A 12,852-nucleotide genomic window follows, 5' to 3' on the forward strand; every position below is an offset into this window, starting at 1 on the left:
TCCCCTCGGTGCTCGCTCGTCGCCCTCGTATGTTCCCCGAAGCCGTATGTTCCCCGAACCGGGGCCCGATGTCGCAGGAAAACGCGGGAGTTCATCCGGAACCGCGACGCGTGGCAGGGGTCAGGCGTCCGCCGCGCGGTAGGCCGTGAGGTCGGCGAGGAACTTCCTGCGCAGCGCGGGGATGCGGTTCGTCGCGCGGAAGAACGTCCGGTTCGCCGCCAGGACCGCGCGGCCGACGAAGGGCCTGTGCAGGGGGTCGGCGCCGTTGGTGCCGTTCTGGGCGAGGGAGTCGGCGACGCGGGCGAAGCCGTACGGGATCATCTCCGCCTCGTAGGCGGCCACGGCGTCGAGCAGCGGCCTGGCGCCGTCGCGGACGTCGACGAGTCGCCTGCACAGGAGCATCGCGTCGCGCAGGGCGGTGTTGGCGCCGACGCCGTGGCCGGGCGTCATGGTGTGGATGGCGTCGCCGAGCAGGGTGACGTTGGTGCTCTTCCAGGGGGCGATCGGCACCGAGGTGCGGATGGCGATCGGGACGCAGCTTCCGGGGTCGGCGGCCTTGAACAGCTCCCGCATGTCCGGGTGCCAGGTGGGCGTCATGTCCAGGACGACCTGCTTGAGCTCCTCGCCGCGCAGGTCCATCACGTCGGGCGGGAACTTGTCGGCCGAGGCGGAGAAGCCCCAGTTGATGTAGTCGCGGGTGTTGTCGTACAGCAGGCCGGGCCACCGCCCGATCAGTTCGGCGTCGTTGCCGCCGATGCCGTGCTTGACCGTGCCGTCGCGGTCCCACTTGAACTCCATGACGTGCCAGATGCAGAACCGGCCCTTCGGTGCGAAGGTCAGGGAGATCCCGTTGAAGACCTCGTCGGGCAGCAGCGCCCTGGTCCTCGGGGTCACCTCGACCTTGGCGGAGACCGCGATCACCCCGGTGTCCTTGATCTCCGCGTGCGGCAGGTACTGCCTGCGAACCCTGGAGCCGGTGCCGTCCGCGGCGACGAGCAGGTCGCCGGTCGCCGAGGTGCCGTCGGCGAAGAAGGCGGTCACGGTGCCGTCGTCGTTGCGCTCGTAGTGGGTGAAGGCCTTGCCGAAGTGCACGACGTCCTCCATCCCGGTGAGCAGCACCTGGCGCAGGGTCATCCTGGAGACGGAGCGCTCACTGTCGACGGGGTCGTGGTTGTCGGGCAGCGGGAAGGACGCGATCGTCTTGCGCCTCTCCGTCAGCACGTTGAGGTGGGCGGGCGGCCTCGCGCAGGTGGCGGTGTAGGTGTCGAACAGCTCCCGTGGCAGGCACTCCCTCAGCGCGTGGTTGCCGGTCGGGTCGATGCCGACGCGGTAGCCGTACACACCGTCGGCGCGGGTGCGGTCGCGTTCGTAGACGGAGACCGGGATCCCGGCGCGCCGCAGGCCGTGGGCCAGGCACATCCCGCCGGTGCCGGCGCCGATGACGATCACGTGCGGAGAGGACATTGGAGGCTCCTGCCGGGAAGGGGTTCGCGGGTGTGCTGTACGGATTCCTCGAACGCCTTGTATCTTGATGTTCGAGACATATTTAGCTTGATTGTAGAGAGACTTGAATGTCAAGAGAAAATTCCGGTGACTTCTGGACGGCGCGGGACGGGGGCGGCGGTGAGGAAGATCTCAGAGGGGCGCTGGGGGAGGAGGTCCAGGCGGGACAGGCGGCGGTCGACGCCTTCGACGAGGCGGTCGCCGTCTGCCTCGGGGTGAACAGGACCGACCTGCGCTGCCTCGAGGTCCTGATCCGGCGCGAAACCGTCACGCCGAGCGTTCTCGGGGGCGAGCTGGGGCTCACCACGGGCAGCGTGACCGCGATGCTCGATCGCCTTGAGAGGGCGGGATATCTGACGCGCTCCCCCGACCCGGGGGACCGGCGCAAGGTGGTCGTGCGCGCCACGCGGGAGACCCGGGACAGGGTCGCGGAGCTGTACGGGCCCATCGTCGAGAGAGGGGGCCGCGTGGCCGCGAACTACACCGACGCCGAGTTGCGGATCGTATTGGACTTCCTGCGGCGCTCCAGGGGGCTGTACGAGAGCGAAGTGGAGCGCGTCAGGGGCCTGCCGGCCGCCGGGCGGCGGAGGGTTTGACGTTCGCGTACGGTGCATGAGGGCGCTTCGTGTTGACTGTCAAGGCCACCTTGCATACTGTTCCGTATTGGCACTCTCCCGGTGAGAGTGCCAGATACATGCGACGAGGCAGGTCTGACACCCGCGACGGCAGACCGCTGGTCGCCTCTTCTAGATCATTCAAATCTGAAGGGGAGGTCCGACGTGACGACCGCCACCAAGGTTCCCGTTAAGCCGCTCGGCGACCGCATCGTGGTCCAGCCGCTTGAGGCCGAGCAGACCACTGCTTCCGGCCTTGTGATCCCGGACACCGCCAAGGAGAAGCCGCAGGAGGGCAAAGTCCTCGCGGTGGGCCCCGGCAACTGGGACGAGGACGGCGACAAGCGCATCCCGCTCGACGTCAAGGAGGGCGACGTCGTCCTCTACAGCAAGTACGGCGGCACCGAGGTGAAGTACGGCGGCGAGGAGTACCTCGTGCTCTCCGCCCGCGACGTGCTCGCCATCATCGAGAAGTAATCCACGCTTCGCAGAGATGACGTATCGAGCCCCGGGTCGCGAGAGCGCCCGGGGCTTTGATGCGCCGACGTACTTTCAGAGAGGACCGTCATGCCCAAGATCCTGTCGTTCGAGGAGGACGCGCGCCGCGCTCTCGAGCGTGGTGTCAACGCTCTCGCCGACGCGGTCAAGGTGACCCTCGGCCCGCGTGGCCGCAACGTCGTCATCGACAAGAAGTTCGGTGCGCCGACCATCACCAACGACGGCGTCACCATCGCGCGTGAGGTCGAGCTGGAGAAGCCGTACGAGAACCTCGGCGCCCAGCTGGCCAAGGAGGTCGCCACCAAGACCAACGACATCGCCGGTGACGGCACGACCACCGCGACCGTCCTCGCCCAGGCGATGGTCCGCGAGGGTCTGCGCAACGTCGCCGCCGGTGCCCAGCCGCTGTCCCTCAAGCGCGGCATCGACCTCGCGGCCCGGGCCGTCAGCGACAGGCTGATCGAGTCCGCCAGGCCGGTCGAGGACAAGAAGGAGATCGCCCACGTGGCGACGATCTCCGCGCAGGACGCCAAGATCGGTGAGCTCATCGCCGAGGCGTTCGACAAGGTCGGCAAGGACGGTGTCATCACCGTCGAAGAGTCCAACACCATGGGCCTGGAGCTGGAGTTCACCGAGGGTCTCCAGTTCGACAAGGGCTACCTGTCGCCCTACATGGTCACCGACCAGGAGCGCATGGAGGCGGTCCTCGAGGACCCCTACATCCTGATCAACCAGAACAAGGTCTCCTCGGTCGCGGACTTCCTGCCGCTGCTGGAGAAGGTCGCCCAGACCAAGAAGGCGCTGCTGGTCATCGCCGAGGACGTCGAGGGCGAGGCCCTCGCGGTCCTGGTCACGAACAAGATCCGTGGCACCTTCACCTCGGTCGCGGTCAAGGCGCCCGGCTTCGGTGACCGCCGCAAGGCCATGCTGCAGGACATCGCCATCCTCACCGGTGGCGAGGTCGTCAGCGAGGAGGTCGGCCTCAAGCTGGAGCACGTCGGCCTGGAGGTCCTGGGCACGGCCCGCCGCGTCGTGATCACCAAGGACAGCACCACGGTCGTGGACGGCGCCGGTGACGCGCAGGCCATCGCCGACCGCGTCAAGGAGATCAAGCTCGCCATCGAGCAGTCCGACTCCGACTGGGACCGTGAGAAGCTCCAGGAGCGTCTGGCGAAGCTCTCCGGCGGTGTCTGCGTGCTGAAGGTCGGCGCGGCCACCGAGGTCGAGCTCAAGGAGAAGAAGCACCGTCTCGAGGACGCCATCTCCGCGACGCGCGCCGCGATCGAGGAGGGCATCGTCTCCGGCGGTGGCTCCGCGCTCATCCACGTCGCCAAGGTCCTCGACGACCTGGGCCTGTCCGGCGACGAGGCGACCGGTGTCGCCGTGGTCCGCAAGGCGCTCATCGAGCCGGCCCGCTGGATCGCCGAGAACGCCGGCCGCGAGGGCTACGTCGTGACGACCAAGGTCGCCGAGCTCCCCGTCGGCCAGGGCTTCAACGCCGCCACCGGTGAGTACGTCGACCTGGTCGCCCAGGGTGTCATCGACCCGGTCAAGGTCACCCGTTCGGCCGTCCAGAACGCGGCCTCCATCGCCGGCATGCTGCTGACGACCGAGGCTCTCGTGGTGGACAAGCCCGAGGAGGAGGCCCCGGCCGCCGCCGGAGGTCACGGCCACGGTCACGGCCACGGCCACTGATCCTCACCGATCCGTACGGCTCGCATCCCCGAGGGGATGCGAGCCGTTTACGTTTTCCGGTAAACCGAAACGCGTCCCAAAGCGTCATCTTCTGATGCCCTGAAGGAGTAAAGTTTCTTCTAACCAATAGCCGACATATTCGGCAATCCGATGAAATATTTCTTCATCGCCAAGGCCTTACTGTAGCCAGATGATTACGTCCCGTTATCTCCCTCTCAATGTGACCAATCCGTAGCCGTTCGCCATGACGACAGGTTCGAGTGGGGCGGGCATCATGCGTAACGTGACCGAGGGATGCGTCGCCGACGCCAAAACTGGGGTAAGGCTTGCGACGAGATCTGAAGGGGCCGCCCACAGGGATGATCTCAAAGATCTGACAAGCCTCGCCGTTCAGGGAGATCGCACCGCGATCGAAACTCTGATCGCGCAGCTACGACCAATGGTCGTCCGTTATTGCCGTGCCCGTCTTGGCCGCGTTTCCGGGCAATATCACATCGCGGATGACGTGGCTCAGGAAGTCTGCATCGCGGTGCTGTCCGCGCTGCCCCGCTACCGTGACATGGGGCGGCCGTTCGCGTCCTTCGTCTTCGGTATCGCCTCCCACAAGGTGGCCGACGCGCTGCGCAGCTCCGTGCGATCCGCCGTGCCCACCCAGGACCTTCCGGACGGGCCCGACGAGGGGCCGGGGCCGGAGGAGACCGTGGTGCGCTACATCGAGGCCGAGCACGCCCGCAGACTGCTGTCCAGGCTCCCGGACAACCAGCGTGAGCTGCTCATGCTCCGGGTCGTCTCAGGACTGTCCGCCGAGGAGACGGGTAATGTACTCGGCATGTCACCAGGTGCGGTACGCGTCGCCCAGCATCGGGCGCTGGCCCGGCTGCGGGCGATGGCGGAGCTGGAGTCGATAGCTTGACCGCGGAGCAGTCGGGCCGGATCACGCGGTGTCGGCGTGCGACACGGGAAGAGGTCCGCCGGACCGGCGAGACCGTGAGGCGGGCGAGCCCGTGACGGCGGTTCATCCTCGGCGTCCGGCCCGGAGATACGGGCCCGAGGAGGACCCCGCCGTGGCCGGGACCGACGCAGTCCTGGAGGCGCTCTCACACAGGGAGCCCGTCGTCTCCTCCGACGTCGCCGTGGGCCTGCTGGCCGCGCTGATCGACGACGTCGATCAGCGGTGTTCCTCGGTGTCGATCACGCCGTCGACGTAGCCCCTGGCGTACTCCCAGGTGACGTAATCCGTCGGATCGGGCCGGTAGGCGGGCTCGTGGACCTGGGGCCGTCCGTGCTCGATCATCTGGCGCAGGTTGCCCCGCAGGAGCTCCCAGTCGAAGTAGTGCTGTTCGCCGCATTCCGGGCAGTCGAGGACCAGGCCGAGCACACCCTGGGGCTCCAGCATGGAGCGGAAGACCTCCACGTCGGCAAGGTCGGTCATGGCCTCGTCGCGTTCGGCGGAGGTCAACGGCTGAGAGTCGTCAAGCTCACCCAGTGCCGTCGCCGGGTCGTCCGGATCATCCGCGAACGGGTCGCGAGGGACATCGTCGAGCACGATCCCACCTTATGGCCTCGATGTGGCCGACAGCCCCCGAACGCGACGAGCCGGTCGTGACGCCCACGCGCCGGGCGGCCGTGCCTACGGCGGGACCGGTCAGAGCGGGCCGGAGCCGCACCGAGGCCGGTGGAAGCGGGTGGGAGCCGTACCGGGACCGGTCAAGGCGGATAGGGCCGTACCGGGGCGCTGGAGGCGGGTGGGAGCCGTACCGGGGCCGGGTGGCACTCAGGCGAGCCAGCCGCGCCGGGCCGCCTCGACGCCGGCCTGGAACCGCGACTGCGCGCCCAGCTCGGCCATGGCGTCGGCGAACCGGGTCCGTACCGTCCGCACCGAGATCCCGAGCTGCTTGGCGATCACCGTGTCACAGACCCCCTGGGCCGCCAGCCGGATCACCTGGGCCACGCTGTCCCCCCGGTGCTGCTCCCAGGGCAGCGGCGCGGCCCTGGCCCACAGCTCCTCGAAGAGCGAGCGCAGCGCCGACACCACGACGGCCGCCCTGACCAGGTGGAAGTTGTAGGCGTTCTCCGCCAGGGAGTCACCCCAGCGGGCGGGGATGCCCGCGGCCTCCGCCCCGGCGACGAGGAACCAGCTCGGTACGGTGTCGAGGGTGCGGACCTGGGCCCCCGCCCGCCGGAACAGGTCCAGCTTCTCGCGCAGGCCGGGTATCTCCAGTGTGTGGACCGGGATGACGCTCCGGGAGGAGATCAGCTCGGCGCGCTGGGCCGCGATCCACCGGTCGGCGTACCGGGAGGCGAAGTCGTCCACCGTCCGCCTGTCGGGGATGACCGACAGCGTCTCCAGCGGCGGCGCCTGCACGGCCATGCCGATCACGCTCTCGTAGAGCTCGTCGGCCCCGCCGACCAGGTGCACGTCGAACTGGCCGGTCTGGTAGTCGCGGCCCGCGTCGTACTGGTGGATCAGGCCGCTGATCGACCCGACCACGCTGTCGATCCTGCGGCTCTCCGCGGCGAGCCGGTCGAGGCGGTCGGCGACCAGGTGGCCGAGGGCGGTGGCGGGGTGCCGGGCGAGGTACTCCCCGCCCTGCTCCTCCACCACGCCCAGCTTCACCAGCGTGGCCAGCTCGCGGCTCAGCGGTTCGGGCGAGCCGTCGACGGCCTCCGCGAGCTCGGCGCAGGTGGCGCGGTGCAGGCGCAGCACCACGTTGTACAGCGAGATCTGGGCCGAGGTGAAGCCCAGACTCTCAAGCGGCGGTGTGTCGGTACGCATCGGCGAGAGGCTCCTGAGATGACACGGCGTCCCGCGAGGATAACCCCGCGAATCACCTCTGTCCGGGCGTTGGCTCCTACCGGCCTGCTGAGGGTGCAACTTCGTGCAATTGCACGTAGGTACGTTGCGGATGAACGGACAGTAATCCAAGCTTGACACAGCGTCGGCGACGGCGCGGGACGGTTGCCGTTCGGACGCGGAGGGGGGTTCGGCGGTGCGCGGTGTCCCGTGCCGTCGCCGGTGACGGGGAGCCGGGCGGGTCACTGACCGCCCGGTTCCCCTTTTTCCGAAGTTTCCCCGGTGTCCTTCAAGTTTGGAGTCAGACTCTAAACTGTGATCCGGGGGCCGGCGCCTTTCCCCATCTCATGAGAGCGCCGCGGCAGGAGGGTTGCAGATGGCAAAATTCACCGAAACCGGACTCACGTTCGACGACGTACTCCTGGTTCCCGCGTATTCGGATCTGCAGCCGGGCGAGGCCGACACCGGCACCCGCCTCTCCCGGGGGATCACCCTGCGGATTCCGCTCATCTCCGCGGCGATGGACACGGTCACCGAGGCCCGGATGGCGGTGGCGATGGCCCGTCAGGGCGGCATCGGCATCCTGCACCGCAACCTGTCCATCGAGGACCAGGCCCAGCAGGCCGACCTGGTCAAGCGCTCCGAGGCCGGGATGGTCACCAACCCGGTCACCTGCTCGCCGGACGACACCCTCGCCGACGTCGAGCGCCTCTGCGCCACGTACCGCATCTCCGGCGTCCCGGTCACCGACGAGACCGGCGTGCTGGTCGGCATCGTCACCAACCGCGACATGCGCTTCGAGACCGACCACAGCCGCCTCGTGCGCGAGGTCATGACCCAGATGCCGCTGGTCACCGCGCCGGTCGGGGTCTCCAGGGACGACGCCTTCGCGCTGCTCGGGCAGAACAAGATCGAGAAGCTTCCGCTGGTCGACGCGGCCGGCCGGCTCCGCGGGCTCATCACCGTCAAGGACTTCACCAAGAGCGAGCAGTACCCCCTCTCCACCAAGGACGCCGACGGCAGGCTCGTCGTCGGCGCGGCCATCGGGGTCGGGGAGGACGCCGAGAAGCGGGCGGCGGCCCTGATCGAGGCCGGCGTCGACGTGATCGTGGTGGACGTCGCCCACGGCCACTCCAAGGGCCTCGCCGACATGATCTCCAAGATCAAGGCCAACAGCCGGGCCGAGGTCATCGGCGGCAACATCGCCACCCGCGCGGGCGCCCAGATGCTGGTCGACGCCGGGGCCGACGCGGTCAAGGTCGGTGTCGGGCCGGGCTCCATCTGCACCACCCGCGTGGTCGCGGGCGTCGGCGCCCCGCAGGTGACGGCCATCCACGAGGCCTCGCTCGCCGCGGGTCCCGCCGGGATCCCGGTGATCGGCGACGGCGGCCTGCAGTACTCCGGAGACATCGTCAAGGCCATCGCGGCGGGCGCCGACACGGTCATGCTCGGCTCGCTGCTGGCGGGCTGCGAGGAGTCCCCCGGAGAGCTGATCTTCATCAACGGCAAGCAGTTCAAGTCCTACCGGGGGATGGGGTCGCTCGGCGCGGTCCGCAACCGCGAGCGCGGCGGCGCCTCCTTCAGCAAGGACCGCTACGCCCAGGCGGACGTCGGCGGCGAGGACAAGTACATCCCCGAGGGCATCGAGGGGCAGGTGCCCTACCGCGGCCCGGTCGCCGCGGTCGCCCACCAGCTCGTCGGCGGCCTGCGCCAGGGCATGTGGTACGCCGGGTGCCGCACCATCAAGGAGATGCACACCAGCAGCGAGCTCATGCCGATCACCGCGGCGGGCCTCAAGGAGAGCCACCCCCACGACATCCAGATGACCGTCGAGGCTCCGAACTACCACCGTCGATAGAGTCCTGTGGCGGGCACCGAGGGCGAACGCCGCGGGACCCGCGACAGGCTCGGCGCGGGGCGGGTCACTCGGCCCGCACCGGCCGCACCGGCACGGTACGGCTCGCGTCCGCTGGATGCGTGCCGTACACGCATGAAATGGGAAAATCAGACATATGACTCAGGTGGAGATCGGCCGCGGCAAGAACGGCCGCCGTGCCTACGCGCTCGACGAGATCGGCATCGTCCCGTCCCGTCGCACCCGCGACCCGGAGGAGGTCTCGATCGCCTGGCAGATCGACGCCTACCGGTTCGAACTTCCCGTCGTGGTGAGCCCGATGGACAGTGTGGTCTCGCCGAAGACCGCGATCGAGGTCGGCAGGCTCGGCGGTCTGGCGGTGCTGGACCTCGAAGGTCTGTGGACCCGTTACGACGACCCGACGTCTCTGCTGGCCGAGGTGGCCGAGCTCAAGGGTGAGGCCGCGACACGGCGACTCCAGGAGATCTACAACGCGCCGATCAGGGAAGAGCTGATCGGGCGCCGCATCGAGGAGATCCGCGCGGCCGGGGTCACCACGGCCGTGCGCCTGTCCCCGCAGCGCACGGTCCAGTACCACAAGGCCGTCATCGACGCGGGCGTGGACATCTTCGTGATCCGCGGCACCACGGTCTCCGCCGAGCACGTCTCGGGCCGGGCCGAGCCGCTGAACCTCAAGCAGTTCATCTACGAGCTCGACGTCCCGGTGATCGTCGGCGGCTGCGCCACCTACACCGCGGCGCTGCACCTGATGCGGACCGGCGCGGCCGGCGTCCTCGTCGGCTTCGGCGGTGGCGCCTCGCACACCACCCGCACGGTGCTGGGCGTCGCGGTGCCGATGGCCACCGCGATCTCCGACGTGGCCGCGGCCCGCCGCGACTACATGGACGAGTCGGGCGGCCGCTACGTCCACGTCATCGCCGACGGCGGCATGGGCACCTCCGGCGACATCGCCAAGGCCATCGCCTGCGGCGCCGACGCGGTCATGGTCGGCTCGCCGCTGGCCAGGGCCGCCGAGGCCCCCGGGCGCGGCTTCCACTGGGGCTCGGAGGCCCAGCACCCCGAGCTTCCCCGGGGCAAGCGGGTCCAGTTCGGCACGATCGGCACCCTGGAGCAGATCCTGCACGGCCCGTCCTCGGTCGCCGACGGTTCGATGAACCTGATGGGCGCGCTGAAGCGGACGATGGCGACCGCGGGATACTCCGACCTGAAGGAGTTCCAGCGGGTCGAGGTGGTCGTCGCCCCGCAGAACGGCTGACCTTTTCTCAGCTGTGCCACCGAGTGGCCGTCGAAGGGACGCCCGCGCTCCACGAGCCGGGCGTCCTTTTTGATGGTCGTTGTATGGGAGGTGTCCCCTCGTGTCCCCTCCGTGCCGTGGCCGGAGGCGGGGGCGTTTTCCGGCGCGATCCCGTTGTCCGGCGCCTCGCCCGCCCGCCTGTACGCCGTCGCCCGCCCGTACGTCGCCGCCCGCCCCGGTGCTGTCGCCCGCCCCGGTGCCGTTGTCCGCTCCCGTGCCGTTGTCCGCTCCCATGCCGTTGTCCGGTCTCGTGCCGCCGCCGGGTTCCACGTTGTCGTCCACGGGACGGATCTCCCCCTTCGAGTCGCTTGAGAGTCAACCCCGCACCCGTGGTCGGTGCCTGTGGGGTCCGAGAGAGGCTCAGGGGCTTTTAAAAGGGCATTAAGTGCCTTTAAGGTTCCTTTGAGGTCGGGAAGCGTCCCGCGGTGGCAGAGGAGGCTTGGCGGGCGCGCGGGAGGCGACGCCCGCACGCCGTCGTGACCGGGAGGGTCCCAGGTCGCGTACGGCCTGTTCGGCGCCGGTCAGGACCGCGTCATCGCTCGTCGGGCCGTCGTCGGGCCGTCGCCGCGGGAGACCCGAACGTGCCGGTGACGAGGGTGGGGGGTGGCCATGGCAGGGTCGGGCGGAGAAGACCGGAGCCGGGGTGTGAGAGAGGCGACTGTGCGTTCCGCGCCAGGCTATGGCCGGAGATGTCGCTGTCAGGTGCGTTGGCCCAGTCTGCTGGCGGGTCACAAAATTGACACCGTATGCGTTGGTAAAAGTGACGTGTGGGGAAAAATCTGTGAACATGCCCATGTGTCGGTTGATCGTGAGCTGCGGGTCGCTCTTCGGGAGGGCCCGTTCCACGTCGCTCTCCGTGCCGCGGTCGAGGCGCGTGGCCTGACCCTGGACCGGCTCCGCCATCGCCTGGAAGAGCGTGGGCTGCGGGTCGGGATGACGAGTCTGAGCTACTGGCAGCAGGGGCTGCGGCGCCCGGAGCGGCCCGAGTCGCTGCGGGCCGTACGCGCCCTGGAGGAGATCCTCATCCTCCCGCCGCGCTCGCTGATGGGACTGCTCGGCCCGCCCCGCCCCAGGGGCAGGGGACAGGGCAACGGGGCGTCGCCGGGGGCGATGCCCTACTCCTCGCTCCTGGAGCCCTCCCGCGCGCTCTCCGCCCTGCTCCACGACCTCGACGGGGTGGCGGACGGCAAGCGGCTGCAGATCACCGGGATGTACGAGACGCTGCAGATCGGATCGGACCGCAGCGTCGTCCGCCGTGAGACGCTCCAGGTGGTGCGGGCGCAGGAGGACGCCACCGACCGCCACGTCATCGTCTACCGGGGCGATCTGGGGTGCGACGTGGAGCGGGTGCGGATCCGGGCGCTGGAGGACTGCCGGGTCGGCAGGGTCCGGCGGGACGGGCCCACCGCGCTCGTGGCGGCCGAGCTGCTGTTCGACCGCGCGCTGCGGGTCGGGGAGACCCAGGTGATCCGCTACGAGCTGGCCGACCCGAGCGGGGTGGAGACCACCGAGTACGAACGGGGTTTCCGCTCCCCGGTGGGGCAGTACACCCTCCGGGTGAGCTTCGCCCCCTCCGCACCGCCGATCAACATCCGCCGTTTCGCCCATCACGAGCACAGCGCCGACGAGCACGACCAGGTCGCGCTGACCCTCAACGCCCACCACGCGGTCCACCTGGTCGCCGACTCGCTCCAGCCCGGCCTGATCGGGATCCGCTGGGACTGGCCTTGAGATCCGCCGGGACCGGCCGTGATCAGGCTCCCAGGACCCCGAGGAGGCGGGTGACCTCGGTGGCGACGGCCGTACGGGCCGCTCCGAGATACTTGCGGGAGTCCACGACCTTCCCGTCGGCCGCCAGATAGTCGCGGACGGCGCCGGTGAAGGTCTTGTTGAGGTGCGTGGCGATGTTGATCTTCTTCATGCCACGCCGTACGGCGGCGCGCAGGGTCTCGTCCGGCACGCCCGAGGAGCCGTGGAGCACCAGCGGGACCGGTACGGCGGCGCGCAGGGCGGCGATCAGCTCCAGGTCGAGCACGGCGTCCCTGGTCGTCATGGCGTGGGAACTGCCCACGGCGACGGCCAGCGCGTCGACGCCCGTTCTCGCCACGTAGTCCACGGCCTCGTGCGGCCGGGTCCGAGCCCCGGGCGCGTGCACCCCGTCCTTGCCGCCGACCTCGCCGAGTTCGGCCTCGACCCACAGGCCGCGGGCGTGGCACAGGGCGGCGACCTCGGCGGTGAGCGCCACGTTCTCCTCGTCGGGCAGCGCGGAGGCGTCGAACATCACCGAGCCGATCCCCAGCTCGACGGCCTCCTCGACGAGCGCGCGGTCGGTGGCGTGGTCGAGGTGGACGGCCACGGGCACCGCCGCGGCCCTGGCCACCGCCAGCGTCGCGGCCGCGACCGGCGCGAGCGCGCCGTGGAAGCGGACGCAGTTCTCGCTGATCTGCAGTACCACGGGCGCGCCCGCCGCCTCCGCTCCGGCGACGATCGCCTCGGCGTGTTCCAACTGGACGACGTTGAACGCGCCGACACCCGCCTGGGCGTCGCGGACGATGTCGCCGATGCCGACGAGGGGCAT

12 protein-coding genes are annotated in these 12,852 nt (G+C 69.6%); 8 read left to right on the plus strand and 4 right to left on the minus strand.

The genetic code is table 11. The features are described 5' to 3' along the window. Positions 1–120: 120 nt before the first annotated feature. The gene (locus AB0N02_RS03245) at positions 121–1,464 is read right to left on the minus strand and encodes an NAD(P)/FAD-dependent oxidoreductase (RefSeq protein ID WP_363942039.1); all 1,344 of its coding nucleotides are present in this window, start codon (positions 1,462–1,464) and stop codon (positions 121–123) included. A gap of 107 nt (positions 1,465–1,571) precedes the next feature. On the opposite strand from AB0N02_RS03245, the gene AB0N02_RS03250 reads away from it, so the two are divergent. The 5 genes from AB0N02_RS03250 (at position 1,572) to AB0N02_RS03270 (ending at position 5,518) form a co-directional block, all read left to right on the plus strand. After that, positions 1,572–2,099 carry a MarR family transcriptional regulator gene (locus tag AB0N02_RS03250; RefSeq protein WP_363942041.1) on the plus strand — a complete coding sequence of 176 codons (528 nt, stop codon included), beginning with the start codon at positions 1,572–1,574 and terminating at the stop codon, positions 2,097–2,099. Between the two features lie 183 nt (positions 2,100–2,282). Then, positions 2,283–2,594: a co-chaperone GroES gene (groES, locus tag AB0N02_RS03255; protein ID WP_184712660.1), complete on the plus strand. Its 312-nt coding sequence runs from the start codon at positions 2,283–2,285 to the stop codon at positions 2,592–2,594. Between the two features lie 90 nt (positions 2,595–2,684). Further along, the gene (gene groL, locus AB0N02_RS03260) at positions 2,685–4,310 is read left to right on the plus strand and encodes a chaperonin GroEL (protein WP_363942043.1); all 1,626 of its coding nucleotides are present in this window, start codon (positions 2,685–2,687) and stop codon (positions 4,308–4,310) included. Between the two features lie 274 nt (positions 4,311–4,584). After that, positions 4,585–5,223 (plus strand): sigma-70 family RNA polymerase sigma factor, encoded by a 639-nt coding sequence (locus tag AB0N02_RS03265; protein WP_363942046.1) that lies wholly within the window; start codon positions 4,585–4,587, stop codon positions 5,221–5,223. A gap of 151 nt (positions 5,224–5,374) precedes the next feature. After that, a complete protein-coding gene (locus AB0N02_RS03270) occupies positions 5,375–5,518 on the plus strand; it encodes a hypothetical protein (RefSeq protein WP_363942048.1) in 144 nt (47 codons plus the stop codon). On the opposite strand, the gene AB0N02_RS03275 is transcribed toward AB0N02_RS03270, so the two are convergent. Together AB0N02_RS03275 and AB0N02_RS03280 are read right to left on the minus strand one after the other, a co-directional pair. Next, positions 5,479–5,856 (minus strand): DUF5319 family protein, encoded by a 378-nt coding sequence (locus AB0N02_RS03275; RefSeq protein ID WP_363942050.1) that lies wholly within the window; start codon positions 5,854–5,856, stop codon positions 5,479–5,481. The genes AB0N02_RS03270 and AB0N02_RS03275 overlap by 40 nt on opposite strands. Positions 5,857–6,084: 228 nt before the next feature. Beyond that, entirely contained in the window at positions 6,085–7,086 is a 1,002-nt protein-coding gene (locus tag AB0N02_RS03280) for a helix-turn-helix transcriptional regulator (protein ID WP_363942052.1), read from the minus strand. 394 nt (positions 7,087–7,480) lie between these two features. Between AB0N02_RS03280 and guaB the strand changes: the two genes are divergently transcribed. From guaB to AB0N02_RS03295, 3 genes are all read left to right on the plus strand, one after another. Next, complete coding sequence (gene guaB, locus AB0N02_RS03285; protein ID WP_363942055.1) at positions 7,481–8,962, plus strand: IMP dehydrogenase; 1,482 nt, start codon at positions 7,481–7,483, stop codon at positions 8,960–8,962. Between the two features lie 154 nt (positions 8,963–9,116). Further along, complete coding sequence (locus AB0N02_RS03290; RefSeq protein WP_363942058.1) at positions 9,117–10,235, plus strand: GuaB3 family IMP dehydrogenase-related protein; 1,119 nt, start codon at positions 9,117–9,119, stop codon at positions 10,233–10,235. Between the two features lie 834 nt (positions 10,236–11,069). After that, positions 11,070–12,005, plus strand: coding sequence for a hypothetical protein (locus AB0N02_RS03295; RefSeq protein ID WP_363942061.1), 936 nt, complete (start codon positions 11,070–11,072; stop codon positions 12,003–12,005). Positions 12,006–12,027: 22 nt separating this feature from the next. Here AB0N02_RS03295 and AB0N02_RS03300 read toward each other — a convergent pair whose 3' ends face one another. After that, entirely contained in the window at positions 12,028–12,852 is an 825-nt protein-coding gene (locus tag AB0N02_RS03300) for a class II fructose-bisphosphate aldolase (RefSeq protein ID WP_363942064.1), read from the minus strand.

The organism is Streptosporangium sp. NPDC051022, assembly GCF_040683035.1.
Lineage (GTDB): Bacteria > Actinomycetota > Actinomycetes > Streptosporangiales > Streptosporangiaceae > Streptosporangium.

What these genes read in the sequence shown, in the direction of transcription:
- AB0N02_RS03245 (WP_363942039.1), bottom strand. Translation starts at nt 1,464, where the DNA reads ATGTCCTCTCCGCACGTGATCGTCATCGGCGCCGGCACCGGCGGGATG.
- AB0N02_RS03250 (WP_363942041.1), top strand. Translation starts at nt 1,572, where the DNA reads ATGTCAAGAGAAAATTCCGGTGACTTCTGGACGGCGCGGGACGGGGGC.
- groL (WP_363942043.1), top strand. Translation starts at nt 2,685, where the DNA reads ATGCCCAAGATCCTGTCGTTCGAGGAGGACGCGCGCCGCGCTCTCGAG.
- AB0N02_RS03265 (WP_363942046.1), top strand. Translation starts at nt 4,585, where the DNA reads ATGCGTAACGTGACCGAGGGATGCGTCGCCGACGCCAAAACTGGGGTA.
- AB0N02_RS03280 (WP_363942052.1), bottom strand. Translation starts at nt 7,086, where the DNA reads ATGCGTACCGACACACCGCCGCTTGAGAGTCTGGGCTTCACCTCGGCC.
- guaB (WP_363942055.1), top strand. Translation starts at nt 7,481, where the DNA reads ATGGCAAAATTCACCGAAACCGGACTCACGTTCGACGACGTACTCCTG.
- AB0N02_RS03290 (WP_363942058.1), top strand. Translation starts at nt 9,117, where the DNA reads ATGACTCAGGTGGAGATCGGCCGCGGCAAGAACGGCCGCCGTGCCTAC.
- AB0N02_RS03300 (WP_363942064.1), bottom strand. Translation starts at nt 12,852, where the DNA reads ATGCCCCTCGTCGGCATCGGCGACATCGTCCGCGACGCCCAGGCGGGT.